The sequence below is a fragment of the Maribacter sp. Asnod1-A12 genome, assembly GCF_045063735.1.
Lineage (GTDB): Bacteria > Bacteroidota > Bacteroidia > Flavobacteriales > Flavobacteriaceae > Maribacter.
The window spans coordinates 2,156,988-2,175,520 of the sequence record NZ_JBEFNZ010000006.1; the positions used below are offsets into that span (position 1 = coordinate 2,156,988).

General features: G+C 35.4%; 15 protein-coding genes. 6 read left to right on the forward strand and 9 right to left on the reverse strand.

The window, feature by feature from the left end:
• The first annotated feature begins 12 nt into the window (after nt 1–12).
• Nucleotides 13–627: a DUF4230 domain-containing protein gene (locus ACJJVP_RS09180; RefSeq protein WP_405412979.1), complete on the forward strand. Its 615-nt coding sequence runs from the start codon at nt 13–15 to the stop codon at nt 625–627.
• Here ACJJVP_RS09180 and ACJJVP_RS09185 read toward each other — a convergent pair.
• The gene (locus tag ACJJVP_RS09185; protein ID WP_405412982.1) at nt 617–2,374 is read right to left on the reverse strand and encodes an aromatic amino acid hydroxylase; all 1,758 of its coding nucleotides are present in this window, start codon (nt 2,372–2,374) and stop codon (nt 617–619) included. The genes ACJJVP_RS09180 and ACJJVP_RS09185 overlap by 11 nt on opposite strands.
• A gap of 169 nt (nt 2,375–2,543) precedes the next feature.
• Between ACJJVP_RS09185 and ACJJVP_RS09190 the strand changes: the two genes are divergently transcribed.
• Nucleotides 2,544–3,011 carry an Lrp/AsnC family transcriptional regulator gene (locus ACJJVP_RS09190; protein ID WP_405412984.1) on the forward strand — a complete coding sequence of 156 codons (468 nt, stop codon included), beginning with the start codon at nt 2,544–2,546 and terminating at the stop codon, nt 3,009–3,011.
• A gap of 58 nt (nt 3,012–3,069) precedes the next feature.
• On the opposite strand, the gene ACJJVP_RS09195 is transcribed toward ACJJVP_RS09190, so the two are convergent.
• Nucleotides 3,070–3,639 (reverse strand): DUF4136 domain-containing protein, encoded by a 570-nt coding sequence (locus tag ACJJVP_RS09195; RefSeq protein WP_405412986.1) that lies wholly within the window; start codon nt 3,637–3,639, stop codon nt 3,070–3,072.
• A 74-nt stretch (nt 3,640–3,713) separates the two neighbouring features.
• Complete coding sequence (locus ACJJVP_RS09200) at nt 3,714–3,872, reverse strand: DUF5522 domain-containing protein (RefSeq protein ID WP_166637489.1); 159 nt, start codon at nt 3,870–3,872, stop codon at nt 3,714–3,716.
• Between the two features lie 196 nt (nt 3,873–4,068).
• Between ACJJVP_RS09200 and ACJJVP_RS09205 the strand changes: the two genes are divergently transcribed.
• Genes ACJJVP_RS09205 through hemL form a run of 4 tightly spaced genes read left to right on the forward strand, consistent with a single transcriptional unit; the run spans nt 4,069 to nt 7,434 of the window.
• Nucleotides 4,069–4,398: a hypothetical protein gene (locus tag ACJJVP_RS09205; protein ID WP_405412989.1), complete on the forward strand. Its 330-nt coding sequence runs from the start codon at nt 4,069–4,071 to the stop codon at nt 4,396–4,398.
• An 11-nt stretch (nt 4,399–4,409) separates the two neighbouring features.
• Nucleotides 4,410–5,315: a 1-aminocyclopropane-1-carboxylate deaminase/D-cysteine desulfhydrase gene (locus ACJJVP_RS09210; protein WP_405412991.1), complete on the forward strand. Its 906-nt coding sequence runs from the start codon at nt 4,410–4,412 to the stop codon at nt 5,313–5,315.
• Nucleotides 5,312–6,133 (forward strand): glucosaminidase domain-containing protein, encoded by an 822-nt coding sequence (locus ACJJVP_RS09215; RefSeq protein WP_405412994.1) that lies wholly within the window; start codon nt 5,312–5,314, stop codon nt 6,131–6,133. Before ACJJVP_RS09210 ends, ACJJVP_RS09215 begins: the two co-directional genes overlap by 4 nt.
• A 20-nt stretch (nt 6,134–6,153) precedes the next feature.
• Nucleotides 6,154–7,434: a glutamate-1-semialdehyde 2,1-aminomutase gene (gene hemL, locus ACJJVP_RS09220; protein ID WP_405412997.1), complete on the forward strand. Its 1,281-nt coding sequence runs from the start codon at nt 6,154–6,156 to the stop codon at nt 7,432–7,434.
• Between the two features lie 73 nt (nt 7,435–7,507).
• Here hemL and ACJJVP_RS09225 read toward each other — a convergent pair whose 3' ends face one another.
• From ACJJVP_RS09225 to lysS, 6 genes are all read right to left on the reverse strand, one after another.
• Complete coding sequence (locus tag ACJJVP_RS09225; protein ID WP_405413000.1) at nt 7,508–11,440, reverse strand: DUF2194 domain-containing protein; 3,933 nt, start codon at nt 11,438–11,440, stop codon at nt 7,508–7,510.
• A 253-nt stretch (nt 11,441–11,693) separates the two neighbouring features.
• Nucleotides 11,694–12,137 carry a hypothetical protein gene (locus ACJJVP_RS09230; protein WP_405413003.1) on the reverse strand — a complete coding sequence of 148 codons (444 nt, stop codon included), beginning with the start codon at nt 12,135–12,137 and terminating at the stop codon, nt 11,694–11,696.
• Between the two features lie 161 nt (nt 12,138–12,298).
• The gene (locus ACJJVP_RS09235) at nt 12,299–12,478 is read right to left on the reverse strand and encodes a hypothetical protein (RefSeq protein WP_405413005.1); all 180 of its coding nucleotides are present in this window, start codon (nt 12,476–12,478) and stop codon (nt 12,299–12,301) included.
• 179 nt (nt 12,479–12,657) lie between these two features.
• Nucleotides 12,658–15,147: a zinc-dependent metalloprotease gene (locus ACJJVP_RS09240; protein WP_405413007.1), complete on the reverse strand. Its 2,490-nt coding sequence runs from the start codon at nt 15,145–15,147 to the stop codon at nt 12,658–12,660.
• A gap of 194 nt (nt 15,148–15,341) precedes the next feature.
• Nucleotides 15,342–16,772 (reverse strand): SLC13 family permease, encoded by a 1,431-nt coding sequence (locus tag ACJJVP_RS09245; protein WP_405413010.1) that lies wholly within the window; start codon nt 16,770–16,772, stop codon nt 15,342–15,344.
• 58 nt (nt 16,773–16,830) lie between these two features.
• Nucleotides 16,831–18,519, reverse strand: coding sequence for a lysine--tRNA ligase (gene lysS / locus ACJJVP_RS09250; protein WP_405413012.1), 1,689 nt, complete (start codon nt 18,517–18,519; stop codon nt 16,831–16,833).
• Between the last annotated feature and the right edge of the window lie 14 nt (nt 18,520–18,533).

The window sequence follows — 18,533 nt, forward strand, 5'->3', positions numbered from 1 at the left end:
CATTGTTTTTTTATGAAGAAAATACTTTTAGGCTTAGTAATAGGAGCGACATTATTGTTTGCCTTCCAAACTTGTCAAGATGACAAAGAAGATAAATCTATTTTAGAGGAAAATTCTATGCTCATTCAACAGGAAATAAACAATGTTTCTAAATTAGTAGTAACAGAGGGTCATTTTGCTGAGGTCTATAATTATAAAGATTCAAAAGAACTTTTTGGTCCGTTATTACGAGCGGAAAAAAAAGCTTTAGTAGTGGTAAATGCAGATGTAACCGTCGCCTATGATTTAAGTAAGATTGATTTTGAAATTGACCAGGCAACCAAAACGGTAAAAATCAATAGCATACCAGAAGCAGAAATTAACCTGAATCCTGATTTTGAATATTACGATGTCACTGCAGATTACTTGAACCAGTTTGATGCTGCCGACTATAATAAAATAAAGAAAACGGTAAATTCTTCTTTAATGAAAAAGGTAGAAGCTTCAGCATTGCGTACCAATGCTGAAAACAGGCTGATTAGCGAATTGCAGAAATTCTATATACTCACCAACTCTATGGGGTGGCGATTAACGTATCAAGAACAGACCATTGATTCTTTAGATGGCTTGCAAGTTATTAAACCTTAGATTTTATAGCCGCCAATTCTAATCCGTCATCAATTAATTGTCCAAGGTTAGGTTGATCTCGCTTAATGTTTTCAAGATGTGCTTTTATTTTCTCCGGTAGTATTTTTTCGTCACTTAAAATTGCCAGTTCATAAATTTCAATGGGCAGTAGCCAGTCTTTCGGGTATTTTTCTTGTATTACTTCAAAAATCTTTGTTCTGGAGATGATGGTATTATTTCCCTCCCTAAAATCACGAATTAATTTATAGTAAGATTCCAGTTCGTTTAAACCTACTTGATCGTAATTTTGGCTGCCGGAACTTAACGAATGGTCCAAAAGGTCAAAACTCTTTAAATCTGCAGGACCATGGTAGGCAGAAACAATTTCTTCACCAATAGCCATGTTGTACAATTCTTCGTTAGATTCGAAAAGTGTAATGCCTTTATGTGTCACTTTACAATTCTCAAAAGTGATTAGTATAATGCGACCCTGAATATTTCGTGTGCCGGTTATAATTTTACCGGTAACATTAATACCACCAACAAAATCTAATGAAACAATTTCTCCTTCATAGATTTTATACGCTTTAAGATCTCTAGGACTCATATCTTCAATAGGAATATTGATTCCTTTGAGTCTACCAATAGGAGAGCCAAAACCGGTTTCATGCTGATTGATATCTTGCCCCACCAATTCTTTTTCTCGAAATGCCAACGCAGATTTACCTTTTGTTTGAAAGTAAATAGGTTTGCCATCATGAGAAATCAAAGATTCAAAATTACCAGATACTTGTAAGCCCGTACTTAGTTCAATTGTGCCTAATTCTTTAGAGTCTATAAGTTTCTGTAAACCTGTAAGTCCGCCTTTTCGTAATGCCATTGTATTGGCAAAATCTTCTAACACCTGACTTAAAAATGCAAAATCGGGAGTAACGAATAGTTGCGGTTGCTTTTTGGTGATATCAAAAGATGTTTTAGCCGCTTCAATAGAGTATGGCAGTTTTTTAACGTTGTCGGTCGTGCACCACTGACTTTCACCAATAGAAGATAACAATCCAGCACCATAAATCTTTGGGTCTTCTAAAGTACCTATAAGTCCATATTCAACGGTCCACCAATGTAAATTTCTAATAAGCGCCATTTCGCTGGGTTCTCCCATATTCTCTTGAAGAAATTCAATATGTTTTTCTGCCTTTTCAATATCCTCTGCGGGAGTGCCTTTAGCCTCTTTAATAATTGATAGGTGACGAACAGCTTCATAAAGTTCAAAATCTTTAGCGCTTGATATTGCCTTGCATCCAATTTCACCAAAACGTCTTAAATAAGCGGCATATTCTGGATTGGCAATTATTGGTGCATGACCGGCACCTTCATGAATAATATCTGGAGCGGGAGTGTAGGCGATGTTTTCTAACTGTCGAATGTCTGACGCGATTACCAGTACGTTGTATGCTTGAAATTCCATAAATGCAGCAGGTGGTATAAATCCGTCTACGGCAACAGCAGCCCAACCTAAATCCTTGAGAATACGGTTCATGCCGTACATGTTGGGAATATTGTCAATTGAAATACCTGTTTTTCGTAATCCTTCAGAATAAGATTTATGTGCAACCTTACTTAGATAATCTACATTCTTTCGCATAACATAGCGCCACACAGCTTGATTGATAGGCGTATAGTCCTCATAATTTTGAGGTTTAATGTATTGTCTTAAATGCTTAGGAAGCTTATCTAAAATAGGATTGCTTTCATATTCGGAAGTACTCATGCCCTTAATTATTTTACGCTAGATTCGCATTGTTTCTTTTAAATATATGATTTAAAGACTAATTAATTGTTAATATTGTTTAAATTAGGAAATAATACTTTTAAGTATAAATTAAAAAGGAATAAGGTCTTTTTAAGTGCGGATAGCAATCATAAAACAGGAAAAAGTAATGACAGAAAAATTAGATGATATAGATCGTGAAATCTTAAAAATTTTACAGAAAGATGCTAAGACGGTTGCTAAATCTATTGCAGAACAATTGGGGCTTACCAAAACTCCGGTTTATGAGCGTATTAAAAGGTTGGAGCAAGAAGGTTACATTAAAAACTATGTAGCCATTTTAGACAAAGATAAAATTGAAGAAAGTATTACCGTTTTCAGTTTTGTTTCATTAGAAGCACAGAAAGGAGCCATGATGGATGATTTTTTTGAACAGGTGATGAAATATCCAGAGGTGGTAGAGTGCTTTGTGGTAGGTGGGGAGTTTGATTTTTTGTTGAAAGTTATCGTCAAAAATCTAGATGCCTATTATAATTTTGCGAAATTTAAGATTGCCTCTTTACCTAGTATAGGAGGTGTTAAGAGTGCTTTTGTTTTAAATGAGGTAAAGAACGATACCCATTTTCCTTTGCTATAAATAACAAGGGCTTGCAGATGATTTCATCTACAAGCCCTTTTTTTAGGTTGTACTTTTATTATTTCATTGCAACCGCATTAGGTGGGTATTGCTCTAAAATTTGAGAAACGAATTCTCTAATACGTTCTTCTTTTTTAGCGATATTTTTAGTGTTTGAAAGTGTACCTACACCTTTGCCTTGCCAAACCAATTCGCTGGTTTTATTATCGATAAGGTCAATGTAAAGAGATCCTTGCGTGCTTGCGCTAACACTAGTTCCTCCCCAGCCAAAACCAGGTCCCCATGCCCATGGGTTATAACCCCATCCCCAGGCGCCGCCCCAGCCATAGTTGTTATTGTAAACATCGACTCTTTCTTGTTCTTTAGTGAAAATGCTAACTAAAATATCTGGTGTTTCAGACTTTACAAAGCCTCTAGAGCTCATTTCGGTTTCAATAGCTCGTAAAATACGCTTCTTGTCCAAATCTGATATCTGAGCTTTATCTATGCCTGTTTTGTAAAAGGCGTAAGATTTATAACCGTTAAAATCTACTTTTTGATCATAATCGGAAAGTACGCTGACTGATGAGCAAGAAGTAATAAAAACTAAAAGGAGTAGAGGTAAACCAAGGAATTTGATGCTTTTCATAACGTTATATGTTTTAAGTACTTATTTTTTCTAATAAAAACATTTGCAAATATCATGCCGAGCTATGTTAAAATTTATTGCGTATTCGTTTTAGGATCATATCCATATGGGCAATGTCGGCAACCACTTTCGCAGCAATACCCTCGTTTAAGGTGATATTGTTTGGTGAATACCCTAAAGCCGTTTTCAGACCAGTAAAAATCACCTTCTTCAATAGGTATTATTTCTTTCATATGATCAACGCTTTTTTGAGGTATAAAGTTACTTCTTTCTGTTGATAACCCAGAAGTAAGAAGTTATGAAGGTAGTTGTTAAAGCGCTTAAACCGTATTTTCACCATTAAACGGTTTTGTTGGCAACAAAAACCGGTAATTTTCTTACGGTGTAATTTTGGCTTTATCTTTGTTATAACATTATCAAATTAAATCTATGATATTGGTTTTTAGACATTTCTTCTATAAAAATTATGTGGGGCTCTCACTATGGCCTTTTATATTTTTAAAAAATGGAAGTTTAAAAAATGATGATGTACTTATAAATCATGAGAAAATTCATTTGCGCCAGCAGCAAGAATTATTGATTCTACCTTTTTATGTTTTGTATTTGTCTGAATGGGTAATTCGTGCAATTTGCTATTTGGATACGTATAAGGCATACCAAAATTTAAGTTTTGAGCGTGAAGCTTACATTCATGAAAATGACATGGATTATCTTACAAATCGCAGAGCGTTCAGCTTTATTAAATATCTTTGGCGTTAAATTCGCCCTTCTTGCAAAGCATAAATCAACTTGTTGAACATCCGTTATTAGCAGAAAAGCAAGTTACCCTTGTTATTAAACGAGAAGATCTTCTGCATCCTTTCATTTCTGGTAATAAGTATAGAAAGCTCAAATACAATTTATTGGCTGCAAAGGCAGAAAATCAGCATACCATATTAACCTTTGGCGGGGCATATTCTAATCATATAGCCGCCACTGCTTATGCGGCAAAGGAAAAGGGGTTCAAGGCAATAGGGATTATACGTGGAGAAGAGCTAGAAAATTCTTGGAAAACGAATGCCACGTTAAAGAGGGCATATGATGATGGTATGCGTTTTAAATTTATAAGTAGAAGCGACTATAGAGAAAAGGAATCCCAAGTATTTATTGATACATTACATAATGACTTCGGTCCATTTTATCTGGTGCCTGAGGGTGGTACAAATGATTTGGCAATAAAAGGATGTGAAGAGATTATCACAAATGATGATGAGGAATTTGATGTTGTGTGTAGTAGCGTAGGTACAGGAGGTACAGTATCCGGATTAATAAAATCATCTTTTCCAAATCAGAAAGTTTTGGGGTTTTCAGCGTTGAAAGGCGATTTTTTAAAAGATGAAATTAATAAAATGGTTAACAATAAACGTTGGCAACTATTGACCGATTATCATTTTGGGGGTTACGCAAAAACATCCGAAGAGCTAATTCTATTTATAAATGAGTTTAAAGAAAAAACAGGTATTCCTTTAGATCCAATTTATACCGGAAAAATGATTTTTGGGTTGTTCGATATGGTTAAGCGTGATACTTTTGCCGTAGGAACCAAAATTATGGCAGTACATACAGGTGGTTTACAAGGTATTGCTGGCATGAATAGTGTACTGAAAAAGAAAAATTTACCTTTGTTACATATATGAAAAAGATAATTTTATTGGTATTGTTGATGGGTATCGGGTTGTCATCTTGTAAATCCAAGAAAAAATACTCAGACCAATTACGAACCAAAAATGTACAGGCAGAACGTAGAAAATCAACTTTAGATATTTCACGGAAAGAAGAAAAAGCAATTCTACCTGCGGAGCCATCTAAATTTATTCGTTTCCGTATAGATTCACCTTCAGATTACATTAGCACATTCGCCGAGACGGCACAATTAGAGATGATGGGCTATGGTATACCGGCAAGTATTACCTTGGCACAAGGACTTTTGGAGAGTGGAAACGGAAAAGGGGAATTGGCGATGAAAACCAATAATCACTTTGGTATAAAATGTCATAAAGGTTGGGAAGGTGATTATGATTTTCATGATGATGACGAAAAAGGAGAGTGTTTTAGAAAATATAACCATCCCATGTATTCTTTTAGAGACCATAGTATTTTCTTGACTACAAGGTCTAGATATGCCTTTCTTTTCAATTTAAGACATACGGACTATAAAGGATGGGCAAGAGGCTTAAGAAAGGCAGGTTATGCAACCGACCCAAAATACCCGCAAAAACTCATCTATTTAATAGAAAAGTATGATTTGCATAAATATGACAGACAATCTAGAAAAAACAATTATAAAAATACAACAGTAGTTACAAACGATGCGAGTAACATACACACCGTACAAAAGGGTGATACTTTGTATTCATTATCTAGAAAGTATTATATGAGCGTAGATGAATTAATGAAGTTGAATAATTTACGTAGTGCAGACTTGTCTATTGGTCAGCCAATTAAAGTCAAATAATAGTAAAATTTAGTAAGAGCATGATTTATCAAAGAAGTAGCGCCCTGTTTGCAGAGGCGAAAAAATATATACCGGGCGGAGTAAATTCACCTGTAAGAGCATTTAAAGCAGTTGGTGGAGATCCAATATTTGTAAAGAAAGCCAAAGGCGCATATCTGTATGATGAAGATGGTAACAAGTTAATTGACTATATAGCATCTTGGGGTCCGTTAATATTGGGTCATGCCCATGAGCCTGTAATTAATGCAGTTGTAGAAAAGGCACAGAACGGTACTTCATTTGGTATGCCTACTGAAATAGAAACAGAGCTTGCGAAACTGGCTATTTCTATGGTTCCTAATATGGATAAAATCAGGTTTGTGAACAGCGGAACAGAAGCTTGCATGAGTGCAGTTCGTTTGGCAAGGGGATTTACAGGCAAAGACAAAATTATTAAATTCGCCGGATGCTATCATGGTCATTCAGATTCGTTTTTGATTCAAGCGGGTAGTGGTGCGGTTACTTTTGGTAGTCCCAATAGCCCTGGTGTTACCCAAGGTACTGCAAAAGATACTTTATTGGCAGATTACAATGATTTAGCCGGTGTTAAAGAATTGGTACAAGCGAACAAAGGAGAATTGGCTGCTATCATCATTGAACCAATTGCCGGTAATATGGGTTGTATTGTACCTTCGGATGCTTTTATGAAAGGGCTACGTGACATTTGTACCCAAGAGGGAATTCTATTGATTTTCGATGAGGTAATGACCGGATTTCGTTTAGCGAAAGGTGGAGCCCAAGAAGTACTGAATATAAAGGCTGATATTGTTACTTACGGTAAAGTTATAGGTGGCGGATTGCCAGTAGGTGCTTTCGCTGCGCGAACAGAAATCATGGACTTTTTAGCTCCAGATGGTCCAGTTTATCAAGCAGGTACCTTAAGTGGAAATCCGTTGGCTATGAGTGCAGGTTTGGCTATGTTGACAGAATTGAACAACAACCCTGAGGTATTTAAAAGTCTGGCTGATAAGGCAGAATACCTACATAAAGGCATTGCAGCAGTGTTGATCGAGAAAAAGGTAGCTCATCAAATTAACCGTTATGGTAGTATGATATCTGTACATTTTACTGATGAGCCTGTTGTTGATTTTGCTTCTTCTGCTAAGGGTAATAATGAAACGTTTAAGAAATACTTTCATGGTATGTTAGAACGCGGAGTTTACTTACCACCAAGTGCTTTTGAAAGTTATTTTCTAAATGATGCTTTGAGTTATGAAGATTTAGATGTTACTATAAATGCATTGAAAGAAATAGATTTATAGTGTAAGTTTGTTGATATAAAATATAAAAAGAGCCCTCATATGAGGGCTCTTTTTATTTGAGTTAGTTATTTTTTTATTTAAAGTTATACTGAATACCTAACTGAACAGTATTCGAGAAAAACTGGTCAATAGTAAAGTAAGAGTAGTTTAAATTAATAGTGGTGAAGTTTTTAATTCTATATGATAGTTCACCTTCATAGCGTTGAAAGCTATCTTCATCTTGTTCTGCAAAAAGAGAGAAATCGCTCTTCAGGTTAAAATCAGAATCATCATTACCAAGTTGAAATTGCAATCCACCGCCAGCAAAAAGTCTATTTTCGGTTAACCAGTAGGGAAAACCATTTCTTCTTTCCTCAGAACCAACACCGTAAGCTCCTTCAACTAACGGACCTAGTTTAAATTTATCTAAATTCAATAGGTTGTATTCTACTCGCGTACCACCAATGGCATAATATTGACTATCGGTATAATAATCGGCTTTTATATAAAACTCATGGTTTAAATTAGATGAGTATTCAAACTCTTGTGCCGCTTTCACTTGTATGTCGTAAATGTTTAAATCATACCCAGGTCCTGTTGTAACAGGATGAGCTTTTACGCCTAAAGAAGATGTACTGGTGTCGCCAATAAAATCTATTCCAGATTTAAAATGGAAGAATACTTTATTAAAATTGTCCATCTCAACTCTTGCTCCAACATAAAACGGGCTTTTTTGATCAGATTCTTTTTTATAGACATATTCTAAACCTAATAAATCTCTACCAATATCATTAGGTACAATCGTATCTTTTAAAACGGTATATGCCGTACCTTGAACAATAGAAAATTTGTGAAAATCTAAATTCTTATTATAAAAACCAAAGTGAAATGCATTATTGAAAAGTGTAGGATTAAACTCATCTGCTATAGCCGTTGAGGTAAGCCCAATGGAATGTCCTTTCTTTTTTCGAGATTCAATTTCTGATTTTTTAATGATTGCATCGTCCATTAATATTTCGAACTTGTTGATGTATAGCGATTGTTTTTCGTCAGATTCAGCTTTAACCTCATTATTGAATGCTATTTTAAAATCTGGATCAATTTTGGTAGGAGGTATTGTTACTGCTATTTCGCCTGCCTCGTTTACATCGCCTTTTAACAATAACAATTTCACCATATGATTCATAGTATTATAATCTCTTGGATTTTTTTCTATATGGTTGGTATATACTTGTTTTAAATATCTGCCATTTTCATATTCTAAATTCCAATCCAATATATTTCTAATAGATACGGTATTGTTACATGTACTCCAGTCTAATGCTTTTTCGTATTGGGTATACTGTGCAAATAATAAGGCTATGTTTTTAGATAATCTATTAAGATCTGACCTACATGTTTCAATATCCTGCATTTCTTCAATGGCTTTGTCAGGATCGTTAACCAAAAGATATCTTAAATAATATTCAAAATTGGTGAATTTAGTATTTTCTATCGTATTCACTTTTTCTTTCCATTCTTGAACGGTAACTTCAGAAATATTAGTACCGCATTTTTGCCACAATTCAGCTTTATTAAAATTCAAGTTATTGGCATAGACTTTGCTTATTGAGGTTGCCAATTCTTTATCTGAAACACTACAAGGTTCAATAGCATCAAGTCTTATTAAGAGGTTTTCATGATTAGATTCTACTAGAAATTTGTAATATTTCATCTCATTTTCTTCAGTAGGTTCTAAAGTATGTAACACTTCTAAAACTTGTTCTATAACTTCTGAGTTGTCAACAGTATTAAAATTGTCGTAGTATTCTTTTAAAATGGTTACATCATTTTGACCCCATTCCATCTGTCTTTCCATCCACATTTTTTTAATTTCAGGAGAAGGGTAGTTGCTAACAGTATTAATGTCTTGTGAAAAAGCAGCATAAGAACCTGAAGGGTTTTTCAAGTACAAACTATTCAATTGAGACCAAAGCTGATCGGTTTTTCCTTGAGACTCCATGCCTTCTGCATATGTGACAATCTGTTGGCTATTGATAAACTTATTGTTTTCAAATAGTTTTTCCATTAAGTTGGTTGCCTGTTCGTTTTTCTCTTCAACTACAAGCCTATCAATTTTTTGCTTTAACGGAACCATTGTCTGCTTACTATGATTGTAAGATTTGTATTCGCTACCCGTCTCTGTAATAAGTGTTGAGGTTCTACCAACAAGAGTTCTGATTTCTGGTCTTATGTCTGGTACGCTAATATTGGGAGATTTTGTTTTAATGCTATAAAGAAAACCGTTCAACAAAGGAACAGAGGTAAATTCTGTTTCGTCGAAAAATAATTTTTCATGGACCTTCACATTATTTTTTTCTTCGACATACATTAACCAATAAGAATCTTTTTTTTCATCAGTATTTAAGGAACTTGAAACTTCGTATTGCCCTTCGTAACTTAAATGACGAATACTTTGGTAGCGCCAGTCCATCGCAGCCTCTGTAGACTGTTTGGCAGTTATAAACTGCATGTATGGGTGTCTGTTTTTGTAATCAATAATGTACTTCTTAAGTTCACCAATAGCATTTGAGCTGCTACCTATCTTTAAAAGATCATTAGTATTTAAAGCATGTGACCAAATACCGGTATATAAATATGTAGATTCTACCGCCCATTGTTCTTTTTTTGAAATGCTATAGCCGCTACTTAAACGAGGGTAATCAAAAAATCTGTTATTTAATGGATCTGGGTCGAATTCTCTGTTTCCGCCTTCATATACATCTCCTAAAAAAGATGTGTGTAGAAAGTTTAAACTGGGAAAACCTTTCTTTAGTGCGATAAGACCAAGGCTATCTATTTGATTGTCTGGAGCAACGTAAGACCTAGGCAATGTTTTTGAAACATTATCTTCCCATTTATTCGCAGAAGCTTTGACATTGTCTAAAATATGATCATTGTCTTTCCATAATTTTTTAGAAAGTGGTAAATCGTTATAACCACGAAAACCAAGTTCATGACCTCTATTGGTAAATTCATTTCTAAGCCACTTGTTGGTGCCGTTATCATTTTTACCGTCTAATAACCCAGTTTGATCCCAGCTTTTAAAATTGGGTTCGCCATTATTATTTTCATTCGCATTAAAAGTTACATAGGCAGAGTATTTAATGTCTTCTTCTTGTGCAAGTGCTTTCATTTTTGGCCACCAGTCCGCCTTTAACATTTCAGATTTACTAATGCCATTTTGAATATAAATTGCCTTGCCTTTATCATCATACATAGAAGTTGGAAAATCATCAAGAAATAAAGTTCCAATATTCGCAATAGGATAAGGAATGCCTTCTAACCCCAATAAACTTGCAGAAAATAGAAGACCTCTCATTTCTTTTTTAAGAATTTGAGATGAGTTGTACAGAACCACTTTTCCGTTACCTATTCTATTTTCAATCAATACCGGATATTCTTGATTGTTATTAGCGGAAACCAAAACATTGATATTGCTCGAAAAATTCTTGCCATCAAAACCTAAATGGACTATTTTGTTGTCAAAACCACGCCCTTGCATACCAGGAAAAAGAGCTTTGTTGAAAAATAAACCTGAAGCTTCTTTGTTGGTACTCCAATCTGCGTCGGGTGTCATGCCAAAGAAGTATGACATTCGCTCATCTTTAGTTGCTTTGGTAACAAGCAAGGTCCCTCCTTTTGAGACGAATTTTAAAAGACTGTCAATTGCAATTGTACTTAGACCTGCCGTTTCATGTACTGTTACAATTCTTGTAGTTGGAGATATTATTAGTTTTTCATTAAATTGATTTACCCATAAGGTTTTATGAGCAATTTTAGAATAGTCAAATGCTTTTGCTAAATTTTCTGTTTCTAATATTGCACTGTAGTTTGTGGGCTCAATTAAAAACTGTACAAGAGGTTCTTCGGTACTCTTTTCAGGTATGTGAAATTTGTTATTAGACTTGTATAGTTCTTGTTGACAACTGGTTAGTAGGCTTATGAGAATAAGTAACGATAAGTAACCTAATTTTTTTGCTATCATGGTTTAGTATCTTAATTTCTAATTGGAGACTAGCGGTTGAATAATTAAACGGTCTCGAATTCGAACAAACTAAGTACTTCTAATATAGTTGCACTTTAAAATATTTTGGTTAAGTATGCAAATTCATCCGTGAATGAATCATTTAAGTGTTTTTTCCTGTGTTATAAGGTTTTTTGAAAGAAATTAGAAATCGATTAAAGGCAAAAAAGACCTGCTAAAAGCAAGTCTTTTTTTATTCTATTATGCGTAATATTTATCTTTGAGACGAACGTTTTTCTTTATTATCACTTTTACCGCGATTTTTATTTTTATGATCCATCTTCACCCATTTTTCATATTGATCGGTGTTAAGTATAGATTTCATTTGTTCTTTACGCGCAATTTGATGATCTAAACGTTCATTTTGCATAGCATATTTTTCATCTGCACTCAAAACCTTTTTACCATCTTCTTTATTACTTTTTCTCTCCTCCATTTTGGCCTTTCTAGCTGCAGCATCTTCGGTAAGAATAGTTTTGATTTTTGATTGTTGAGATTCATCTAAATCTAGAGCCAAGGTCATTTTTTTGGTTTGTAAAGTAGCTACTTGTTCAGGGGTGAAATCTTTCATGCTATCTCTTTTACCTTTCATGTTGTGATCTTGTGCTGTTGCCGATATTCCTGCCATTACTAAAATGGCCATTATTAATTTTTTCATGTTTTTTGTTTTATGTATTTGCTTCTTTGACATGAACTTTTTAGATAGGTTTAATGCTAATATCCATTTTAATAAAAGTTTAACGGCTGCTTAAAGTGTTTAAAATTAAAAAGCGCGGCTGTAGGTGGCCGCGCTTTTAAGTAGGTAAATTTTGTGATTTTCTAATTAGCTGTTGTTCTACCTTCCATTGTTTTGTAAGGGTTGATAACAATATCAGCTTCTTGTTCATAGGTGTTAATTACAATCTCTTCTTGTGTGTTTTCACTTGTGCTTTGATGATATACAACAGAAGCGCAGATGAAACAAGCTAGGTAAATAAGACTTTTTAATTTACTGGTCATGATTTGGGGGTTTAAATTCGTTGCTAATCTAAAAAACAATAACGCATGAAAAAGCCCATTGTTGTGTAATGGGCTTTTTATGATGTCTAGAATATTTAAAATGTGGTTAATACAATCCATTTATCGATGATATTGGTTGTTCATCGACAAGTGTATTTTATCGATCATAAAACATGCTCTTACTTAGGGTCTAAAATGACGTTAATCCGCTCAGAAACATCGTCGTAATGATATTTTGTCATCATATCAGAGGTTCTATTGCGTGCATTTCTAATATCTCGCTTTAAAATGTTCAGTTCAGCTCTTGCTATCGTTCTAATATCAGATTGGCTTGTGTTGACAACTGTTGATTTTCTGTAGCCACCGAAATCAGAAGCTTTGGCTTGATTGTCTGCTGTCAATAAATATGCTAAACGATCTATATGAGCTTTTTGTAAGTTTCTTCTGTAGGTATCTACGGCTTTGCCATTTTTAGCTTCAGACCATATTCCTTTTCTTAATTCGCTCATCATTTGAGCAAGAGAATATGCTTCTGACTTATCTATGGTCTCATTTTCAATTAACCTCGCCATCTTTCCTAAGCTTAATACATTGTTCAATGTACGTACTTGCATTGAGCGCATTTGCTCTAAGAAGCCGGAGTACTCTGTGCGTTCTAAAATATCTTGGTCCAGCATCCACATTGGGGTATTGAATAGCTGCTCTTGAAGAAAGGTCATTGCTCTTTGTTGTTTCTCTCTTGCTACAGCTGTGTAAACAGCACCATCTTGATCATATGTCTTATGGTTTTCATATACTCCACCAATGTTATTAGAGACATGCCCCATGTATCTGTTGAACTGAGAGAATACCTGTCCGTATAATTTATCTAGGTCTTCATAAGTCTTTCCGTCTTCCGCTGTCCACTCAATTAACTTTGGAACAATCCTTTTAAGGTTGGCAATACCGTATTCGCCAGCTTTCATGGCATCATCTCCTAAATCTTCGGTTTGTGAACTTGGATCTACGATGTCACCTACTTGTTGGTGTCCAAATCGATAAAGAGGGTCACCGGCATGAGCCATAATCCATTTATCTAGAATAGATTTTTCTTCTTCTGCATTAGTGTTTAAAATAGGCTTGTATCCCCATTTAATAGCATATTTGTCATAAACACCAATATCTGGCATTAAGGCAACGCCTTCATCACCAGGTTGGGCTATATAGTTGAAACGCGCATAATCCATAATTGATGGAGCGGTGCCGAATTTCTTTGTAAAGGTTTTAGAACGAAGCGAATCTACAGGATAAGCAACACTACTACCCATGTTATGTGGTAAACCTAAGGTGTGCCCAACTTCATGAGACGATACAAAACGAATTAGGCGACCCATTACATCATCATCAAAAGAAACGCCTCTAGCCGCCGGGTTAATAGCTGCTGTTTGTACAAAGTACCAGTTTCTCAATAACGTCATTACATTATGGTACCAGTTAATGTCGGACTCTAATATTTCGCCACTACGTGGATCGCTAACGTGTGGACCGTTTGCATTTGGTATTGGTGAAGCTAAATAACGCACTACGGAATAACGAATATCTTCTGGAGACCATTCTGGATCCTCCTCTTCTGAAGGTGGCTCTTTAGCAATAATTGCATTTTTAAAACCTGAAGCTTCAAAGGCAACTTGCCAATCTTCAATACCTTGTTTAATAAATGGAACCCATTTTTTAGGTGTAGCTCTATCTACATAATAGACAATTTGTTTTTTAGGCTCTACCAGTTCCCCGTTCTTATATTTTTCAAGATCTTCATCTTTCACTTCTAAACGCCATCGATCAAGAAATTTAACGGTCTTACTCTCTTGAGCTTCTAAACCATAATCAACCTGACCTCGAGAGAACCAGCCAACACGTTCGTCAAAATATCTGCGTTTCATTTGTTCTTCAGGTAACAACACCATTGAGTTGTTGATTTCAACAGAAATAGAACCAAGAGTTTGATTACTAGGTGCTGCATTTGCTAAATACGTCTTTACATGGCGTACTTCAACATTTAAAGGGTAACTTTTGATTGATTCAATATAGCCTCTGCCTTCATCTAAACGTGATACCTTGTATCTTTTTCTAAATCTTTCAGGCATACCTAGAGCTTTGGTATCCTTTGAGAAAATATCGTTTACTTCTATGACGGTAGTTGGGTTAAGTGAATCTTTCTGAACAGCCTTTATATCGAATGAGTATAAAACTGGTTCAAAATTTGAATTTACAACGGCTTCATGTACAGGTAAAGAATCTGCAGCCACAACATCATGGGATACTACGCGAAGCAATACTTTTTTATCTTTCTTTTCCCATCGTAAAACTTGAGTGTTTATTTTTCCACCACCAAAACCAATACCTGAGGCAGTTTTAGAAATACGGCTTACCATCAACATTTCTTTATTGAATAGTGAATCTGGAATTTCAAAAAAGTGATTCTCGTCAACTACGTGGGTAGTAAAAAGTCCCGCATCACTTACGGCATCTTTAGTGATCACCTTATTGTAAGGTTGAATTTTATCTTTTGAAGGTTTTTTAGATTCTTGCTCCGTATTTTTTTTCTTTTTCTTAAAAATTTGGGCTTCGGCATTTTGATAACCGAAAACACATACAAACAGCAATAATTTTACTAGTAATTTTCTTTTCATTTGTGAGTTAGTTTGGTAATCTTTCAAAGATTGAAATAATATCTAGAACAAATAGTTAATAATTTCTTAAGCCTATTTGTAACAATGCTGAATGAAAGGCGTCTATTAAGTAGGAATAAACATTTTTTCATTTCTGAATTAGTCGATTATAAAGCCTTTGCAACTGCAAGGGCTTTATTTTTTGTGGAAGATTACTAGAATAATAATGGCAGCACAAATTGAAATAATCCAATTAATAAGAGCACTGCAATGAGATTAAGAATTACTCCTGCACGTGCCATTTCGTGGACTTTTATATAACCGCTAGCAAAGACTATTGCGTTTGGTGGTGTTGCCATAGGTAGCATAAAAGCACAGCTGCTGGCAATGGTTATTGGTATCAAAAGATAAGTAATAGGTAAGCCTAGACCAATAGCGATACCTGCCACTACTGGAGCAAGAACTGCTACAAGTGCTACGTTACTCATAAGCTCTGTCATAAATAACATTAGTAGAATCAATAATGAAGCTGTTAGTAAGATGCTCAGATCACTCTGTCCAATAACTGCTGCCACCAAATCTACAATACCCGAAACCGACATACCTTTTGCCAATGAGAGTCCGCCACCGAATAGAATAAGAATTCCCCATGCGAGCTTTTGGGTATCTTTCCATTCTAAAATAAAATCGCCTTTTTTGAGATTAAATGGTAATGTAAACAACGCAATAGCGGCAAACATGCTGATAAGTGTATCTGATAATCCCAAACTCGGGAATATCGAATTAATCAAAGTTCTAAACACCCATAAGAAAATAGTAACTCCGAAAATGATAAGCACCATTTTTTCTTTCCCAGAAGTAGGACCTAGTTTGTCTAGCTCCTCATGAATAATAGTTTTTGAAGCTTTAAATTTTAAACCCTGAGTAGGAAAAAACACTTTTACCAGAACAAAATAGCAAATGGAAATCATGATAAGGGAGAATGGTAGCCCAATAATCATCCATTTAAGAAATGATATTTCAATATTGTATTCGTTTTCTAATAAACCAATGAGAACTGAATTTGGGGGAGTACCAATAACAGTTGCAATACCACCCGCGTTGGCAGCAAAGGCAATACCTAGCATAACACTTAAGGCAAAGTTTCGGTCTCGTTTTGTGAATCCGTCTTCATCTTGGATCAGTAAGTTGATAACCGACATGGCAATGGGTAACATGACTACGGTACTCGCCGTATTACTGATCCACATACTTAAAACAGCTGTGGCAAACATAAAACCGAGAACTACTTTATTCGCTGTCGTACCCGTAAGTCTAATGATGTTTAAGGCAATACGTTTATGAAGATTGACTTTTTCTAACGCTAATGCCATGACAAAACCCCCAAAGAATAGAAAAACTATAGGACTACCATAATTAGCTCCAACATCACCAATGGGCATCACTTTCAAAATAGGAAATAGTAACAAGGGCAGCAATGCGGTTACAGAAATAGAAACCGCTTCGGTAACCCACCAAATAACCATCCAAAGTGCAACAGCTATGACGGCATCCGCATTTTCAGAAATTAATACATTGGGTAAAGAAATAAGAATGAAAAATATGATAGGACCTGTAAACAGACCTATTTTACTACTTAGATTCATGCTGGTTGGTTTTGCCAGCTTCTAAGCTACTATTTTTTACCGTTCCTTGAAATGACTATTATAAAATTTCCACTAAAAGTACGTCCTCTTCTTTGTAGATTTTAGCCAACTGTTGCTTCGTAATCCCTTTTATCCCTTTGTCCCAAGCTTTGTTACTTAAATCCGCTTTTGTTTTAAGGGAGTCCAGTTCCATTTTCTTTTCGCCTTTTAGAATATCAAAAATCACCTTTTCATTGTCAGACAATTGTAAAGGTTTCTTCTCAGGTCTCATTTGAGGGAAGAATAATACTTCTTGTATAGATGCATTATTGGTCATCAACATCACCAAACGGTCAATACCGATACCGATACCGGAAGTTGGGGGCATACCATATTCCAAAGCTCTAAGAAAATCTTGATCAATGAACATTGCCTCGTCATCTCCTTTTTCAGACAGCTTTAATTGATCCTCAAAACGCTCTCTTTGGTCTATAGGGTCATTAAGCTCAGAGTAAGCGTTAGCCAACTCTTTACCATTTACCATCAGCTCAAAACGCTCTGTCAAAGCCGGGTTGTCTCTATGTTCTTTGGTTAGCGGACTCATTTCTTTTGGGTAGTCCGTAATAAATGTTGGTTGCACGTAGAAGTGCTCACATTTTTCACCAAATATTTCATCGATTAATTTACCGATACCCATTGTTTCGTCAACTTCAAGACCTAGTTTCTTGGCAGTTTCACGAAGTTCGTCTTCAGGCATACCTGCAACATCGTAACCAGTATGTATTTTTATAGCTTCAAGAATTGGCACACGAGCGTACGGAGCTTTAAATTCAATTTCGTTTTCACCAACGGTAACTTTCGTGGTACCGTTAGAATCCATCGCAATTTTCTCCAATAGTTTCTCTGTGGTATCCATCATCCAGTTGTAATCTTTGTATGCAACATACAATTCCATTACGGTAAATTCTGGGTTATGGGTACGATCCATTCCTTCGTTTCTAAAATCCTTTGAGAATTCATAAACACCATCAAAACCACCAACTATTAGCCTTTTAAGGTAAAGTTCATTGGCAATTCTTAAATATAAAGGAATGTTCAATGCATTATGATGCGTTAAAAACGGACGTGCAGTTGCACCACCAGGTATAGGCTGTAAAATAGGGGTCTCAACTTCTAAATACCCGGCTGCGTTATAAAATTCACGAATACTATTGGTGATTTTCGTTCTTTTAATAAAATTTTCTTTCACCTTTGGGTTTACTACTAAATCAACATAACGTTGACGGTAACGTAGTTCAGGGTCATTGAATTCGTCATATACTTTGCCTTCGGCATCTTTTTTAGGCAATGGTAAAGGTCTTAGCGATTTGCTTAGCATGGTAAATTTCTTCACCATAATCGTTTTTTCACCTACCTGTGTCGTAAAAAGATCACCTTCAATACCAATGATATCACCAATATCCAGCAACTTCTTATAAACATCGTTATACAAGGTTTTGTCTTCGCCAGAGCATATTTCATCTCTATTGAAATATACCTGAATTCTACCGGTACTATCTTGAAGCTCGGCAAAAGAGGCCTTACCTTGAATACGACGAGACATAAGTCTACCGGCAACAATTACCTGCTTGCCTTCTTCATAGTCAGATTTTATACTTTCTGATGTGGAATTTACAGGATATAAAGCAGCAGGATAAGGATTAATGCCCAATGCTCTTAATTTGTCTAATTTCTCTCTTCTGATAAGCTCTTGCTCCGATAATTGCATGCCGTCGTTTATTT

Excerpts from the sequence above, each read along its gene's own strand:
- ACJJVP_RS09215 (WP_405412994.1), top strand. The coding sequence starts at position 5,312 with ATGAAAAAGATAATTTTATTGGTATTGTTGATGGGTATCGGGTTGTCA.
- ACJJVP_RS09230 (WP_405413003.1), bottom strand. The coding sequence starts at position 12,137 with ATGAAAAAATTAATAATGGCCATTTTAGTAATGGCAGGAATATCGGCA.
- ACJJVP_RS09190 (WP_405412984.1), top strand. The coding sequence starts at position 2,544 with ATGACAGAAAAATTAGATGATATAGATCGTGAAATCTTAAAAATTTTA.
- ACJJVP_RS09240 (WP_405413007.1), bottom strand. The coding sequence starts at position 15,147 with ATGAAAAGAAAATTACTAGTAAAATTATTGCTGTTTGTATGTGTTTTC.
- ACJJVP_RS09205 (WP_405412989.1), top strand. The coding sequence starts at position 4,069 with ATGATATTGGTTTTTAGACATTTCTTCTATAAAAATTATGTGGGGCTC.
- ACJJVP_RS09235 (WP_405413005.1), bottom strand. The coding sequence starts at position 12,478 with ATGACCAGTAAATTAAAAAGTCTTATTTACCTAGCTTGTTTCATCTGC.
- ACJJVP_RS09185 (WP_405412982.1), bottom strand. The coding sequence starts at position 2,374 with ATGAGTACTTCCGAATATGAAAGCAATCCTATTTTAGATAAGCTTCCT.
- ACJJVP_RS09195 (WP_405412986.1), bottom strand. The coding sequence starts at position 3,639 with ATGAAAAGCATCAAATTCCTTGGTTTACCTCTACTCCTTTTAGTTTTT.
- ACJJVP_RS09245 (WP_405413010.1), bottom strand. The coding sequence starts at position 16,772 with ATGAATCTAAGTAGTAAAATAGGTCTGTTTACAGGTCCTATCATATTT.
- ACJJVP_RS09180 (WP_405412979.1), top strand. The coding sequence starts at position 13 with ATGAAGAAAATACTTTTAGGCTTAGTAATAGGAGCGACATTATTGTTT.
- hemL (WP_405412997.1), top strand. The coding sequence starts at position 6,154 with ATGATTTATCAAAGAAGTAGCGCCCTGTTTGCAGAGGCGAAAAAATAT.
- ACJJVP_RS09200 (WP_166637489.1), bottom strand. The coding sequence starts at position 3,872 with ATGAAAGAAATAATACCTATTGAAGAAGGTGATTTTTACTGGTCTGAA.
- lysS (WP_405413012.1), bottom strand. The coding sequence starts at position 18,519 with ATGCAATTATCGGAGCAAGAGCTTATCAGAAGAGAGAAATTAGACAAA.
- ACJJVP_RS09225 (WP_405413000.1), bottom strand. The coding sequence starts at position 11,440 with ATGATAGCAAAAAAATTAGGTTACTTATCGTTACTTATTCTCATAAGC.